Source organism: Arenibacter sp. 6A1 (assembly GCF_012272855.1).
Lineage (GTDB): Bacteria > Bacteroidota > Bacteroidia > Flavobacteriales > Flavobacteriaceae > Arenibacter.
In genome coordinates this window covers 1-3,510 of sequence record NZ_JAAXCQ010000041.1, presented here as the reverse complement: position 1 = coordinate 3,510, position 3,510 = coordinate 1, and the positions used below count along the sequence as shown (strand labels likewise).

General features: G+C 34.9%; 3 protein-coding genes. All 3 read left to right on the top strand.

Features of this window, described 5'->3' with window-relative positions:
- The first annotated feature begins 1,567 nt into the window (after positions 1–1,567).
- The 3 genes from HCG49_RS18715 to HCG49_RS18310 are packed head-to-tail and all read left to right on the top strand — an operon-like array spanning position 1,568 to position 3,392.
- Positions 1,568–2,125 carry a TetR/AcrR family transcriptional regulator gene (locus HCG49_RS18715; RefSeq protein WP_168470930.1) on the top strand — a complete coding sequence of 186 codons (558 nt, stop codon included), beginning with the start codon at positions 1,568–1,570 and terminating at the stop codon, positions 2,123–2,125.
- A 51-nt stretch (positions 2,126–2,176) separates the two neighbouring features.
- Positions 2,177–3,037: an SDR family oxidoreductase gene (locus HCG49_RS18315; RefSeq protein ID WP_168470929.1), complete on the top strand. Its 861-nt coding sequence runs from the start codon at positions 2,177–2,179 to the stop codon at positions 3,035–3,037.
- Between the two features lies 1 nt (position 3,038).
- Entirely contained in the window at positions 3,039–3,392 is a 354-nt protein-coding gene (locus tag HCG49_RS18310) for a DoxX family protein (protein WP_168470928.1), read from the top strand.
- Positions 3,393–3,510: the final 118 nt, after the last annotated feature.

Here is a 3,510-nt window from a genome sequence, read left to right as displayed (position 1 = left end):
CTTACTAATGGTTCAAGGCGTTACCCCTGCCCATAAGGGACTTGCACCCTCTAGATTAATTATCTACTTTGCAGTAGATAAAAGATGCCCATGCTGGGCACACACAATGTATAAGGCCAATAAGTTTATAAACCCTTAAGGGGCATTCCAGGAAATAGAGGGCTCAGCTAGTTTGCGGCTCGGTTCGCCCACTATTTCTTAGCTTGAAGCCACAAGCAGTTTGAAAAAACAGCTTGTTTTATTACCAGTAAATAATATTACAGTAACCGGAAAGAAACTTACTGGCCTTATACGAGAACGTTGGCAAACATAAGCAGGAGTCACTCTTAACAAACTTTCTCTCCAGAGGAAAGTAAATGCCTTTTTTAGGCTTTTTATGAATTAAAGAAAGGATAATTGCACCCGTGTAGATGCCTTTTTCAGTAGAATGTCACCTTACGTCTTGAAAGTAACCTGGCAAATCAAAGGGTTGAGCAATTCTGACCCTTGACATAGATTCTCTACTAATGAAAATGAGTTCCATTTTTGGAAGTTTTATGGATTAAAACAAGGATAATTGATCCTGTGTAGATGCCTTCATCACAACAATGTAACTTTTCGAATTGAACAATTGTGACCCGTCAAGCGATATGTACGGCCGGATCATGTCGATTACCCTCAATAGAATTTTTTGTACACTTACGATTTGCCAACAATGCATATGGTTCATTTTGCCGTATAGCGTGTTGAAAAATTTTCTTACAAACAATATATTTCCTAAATTGAGACATTGTTTCGGCGCCCTCCGCTATTTTGCTATCGAGATTTTGCTAAAATGTAGGGGATAAGTGGGCAAAACTGCTTCGCTGCGGCCGCCTTACTTAAAACAAAACGAAACCATATACGAGAACGTTGGCAAACATAAGCGGGAGTCACCCTTAACAAACTTTCTCTCCAGAGGAAAGTAAATGCCTTTTTTTAGGCTTTTTATGGATTAAAGAAAGGATAATTGCTCCCGTGTAGATGCCTTTTTCAGTAGAATGTCACCTTACGTCTTGAAAGTAACCTGGCAAATCAATGGGTTGAGCAATTCTGACCCTTGACATAGATTCTCTACTAATGAAAATGAGTTCCAATTTTGGAGTTTTTATGGATTAAAACAAGGATAATAGCTCCTGTGTAGATGCCTTCATCAGAACAATGTAACCTTTCGAATTGAACAATTGTAACCCTTCAAGCGATATGTACGGCCGGATCATGTCGATTACCCTCAATAGAATTTTTTATACACTTACGATTTGCCAACAATGCATATGGTTCATTTTGCCGTATAGCGTGTTGAAAAATTTTCTTACAAACAATATATTTCCTAAATTGAGACATTGTTTCGGCGCCCTCCGCTATTTTGCTATCGAGATAGTGCTAAAATGTAGGGGATAAGTGGGCAAAACTGCTTCGCTGCGGTCGCCTTACTTAAAACAAAACGAAACCATATACGAGAACGTTACCCACAATATAAAATCACTACCAATTCCAAAAAAATCATTAATATTTGGAATAATTATTCCAATTGTTATATATTTGCAAAGTGAATAAGAAACAAATCATATTAACTTCTGCACTTGAGCTACTTGTAGAAAAAGGAGTTCATAATACTCCGATGTCTGCTATTGGAAAAGCAGCAAAAACTGGAATGGGAACTATTTATAACTATTTCCCAAACAAAGAAGCCTTAATTAATGAAATTTACACTGATATAAAAAAGCAGGAAAAATTACTCTTTGAGAATTTTGAATCGGATAAGCCAATCAAAACTCAATTTGAAAACTATTTTACTATTGCTGTTACTTTCTTTATTAACAATCCTAACTATTTCCGATTTATGGAGCAACTACAAGCATCTCCTATTATAACGGAAAAGAGCAAAGAAGAAGGTCGAAAATCTATTACTCCTGTTTTTGAACTTTTAATGTTGGGAAAACAACAACGCATTATTAAAAACATCAACATTGAAGAAATTTTAATGTTTATAGGTGGAGCTATTTTATCATATTTAAAATGGTATTTTAATCAAACACAAACAGAGAAAAAACAAGCCTCCCTTAAAAATCAAGTAACTATGGTTTGGGACGCCATCAAAGAATAAAAAAATTTATCAACAAATTGGAATGAACGTTCGTTCCGCAAAATAACAATTATGACTAAAAATGTATTAATCACAGGAACATCAACAGGCGTAGGATTTGAAAGTGCTATTCTATTTGCTAAAAACAACTACAAAGTTTACGCTACAATGCGAAATCTTGAAAAATCGGAAAAGCTTAAACAGAAAATTCAGGAAGAAAATCTCAATATAGAAATACTTCCTTTAGATGTAACAAAAATAGATTCAATAGCATCAGCCGTAAAAACTATTATAGAAAAAGATGGAAAAATAGATGTATTAGTGAATAACGCAGGTGCTGGTTTTGCGAAAACAACTGAGCAGGCTTCTGAGGAAGAAATCAGATGGGTTACTGACGTAAATTATCACGGAGTTGTATTTTGCACACAAGCCGTACTGCCTTATATGAGAAAACAAAAATCTGGTCAAATAATTAGCATCACTTCTGTTGGTGGTTTAGTTGGACAACCTTTTAATGAATTATATTGCGGTGCAAAATTTGCCGTTGAAGGTTTTATGGAAGGACTTACAGCCTATGTTAGTGATGCCTTTAATATTAAGATTACTTGTGTTGAACCTGGTGGAATAGCCACCGAATTTATGACCTCTGCTATTGAAAAAACAGCTGTCGAAGGACAATTTGTAACTGGTGAATACTTACCAATATTCGAAAGATATATGGCTGGAAATCAAAAAAGAGCTACAGAAAGTAAAGAACAAGTTTACCAAACAGGTCTAGAAGTAGCAGAAGTAATTTTAGATATTACTGAAAATGAAAATCCTCCTTTAAGAATCCGAACTTCAAAATGGGCAGAAGATTTTTGTGAGCTAAAAACAAAAGCAGACCCAGATGGTACTAAATTGGTGAAACAAATTACTGATAGTTTTTTATAGTATGAAAGCAATTTATTGGTCTTCAACAGTAATTATATCAGCTTTCCTCTTCTTAAGTTCTTATAGTTATATATTCAGTAAAAGTACAATTCAAGGGATTAAAGCCTTAGGGTTTCCTGATTTTTTCAGGCTAGAATTAGCAATTTTAAAATTGTTAGCTGCAATAATATTACTAATACCATTTGCTTCTTTGCAACTAAAAGAATGGACATATACAGGTGTAGGATTATTTTTAATAACGGCTTTAATCGCACATATCAAACATAAGGATTCTATCTTTATTATGCTTTTACTTGTAATCCTTATGGGAGTTCTAATTATATCCAACATATATATGAACAAGATTTTAAAATAAATACTGTGGGTAATCGAGTGGATGGCTCCGCCATCTAATGACGGAGTGCACCCCTCACACCACCGTACGTACGGGTCTCGTATACGGCGGTTCGATAATGAAACTTAACGTTTGTAGT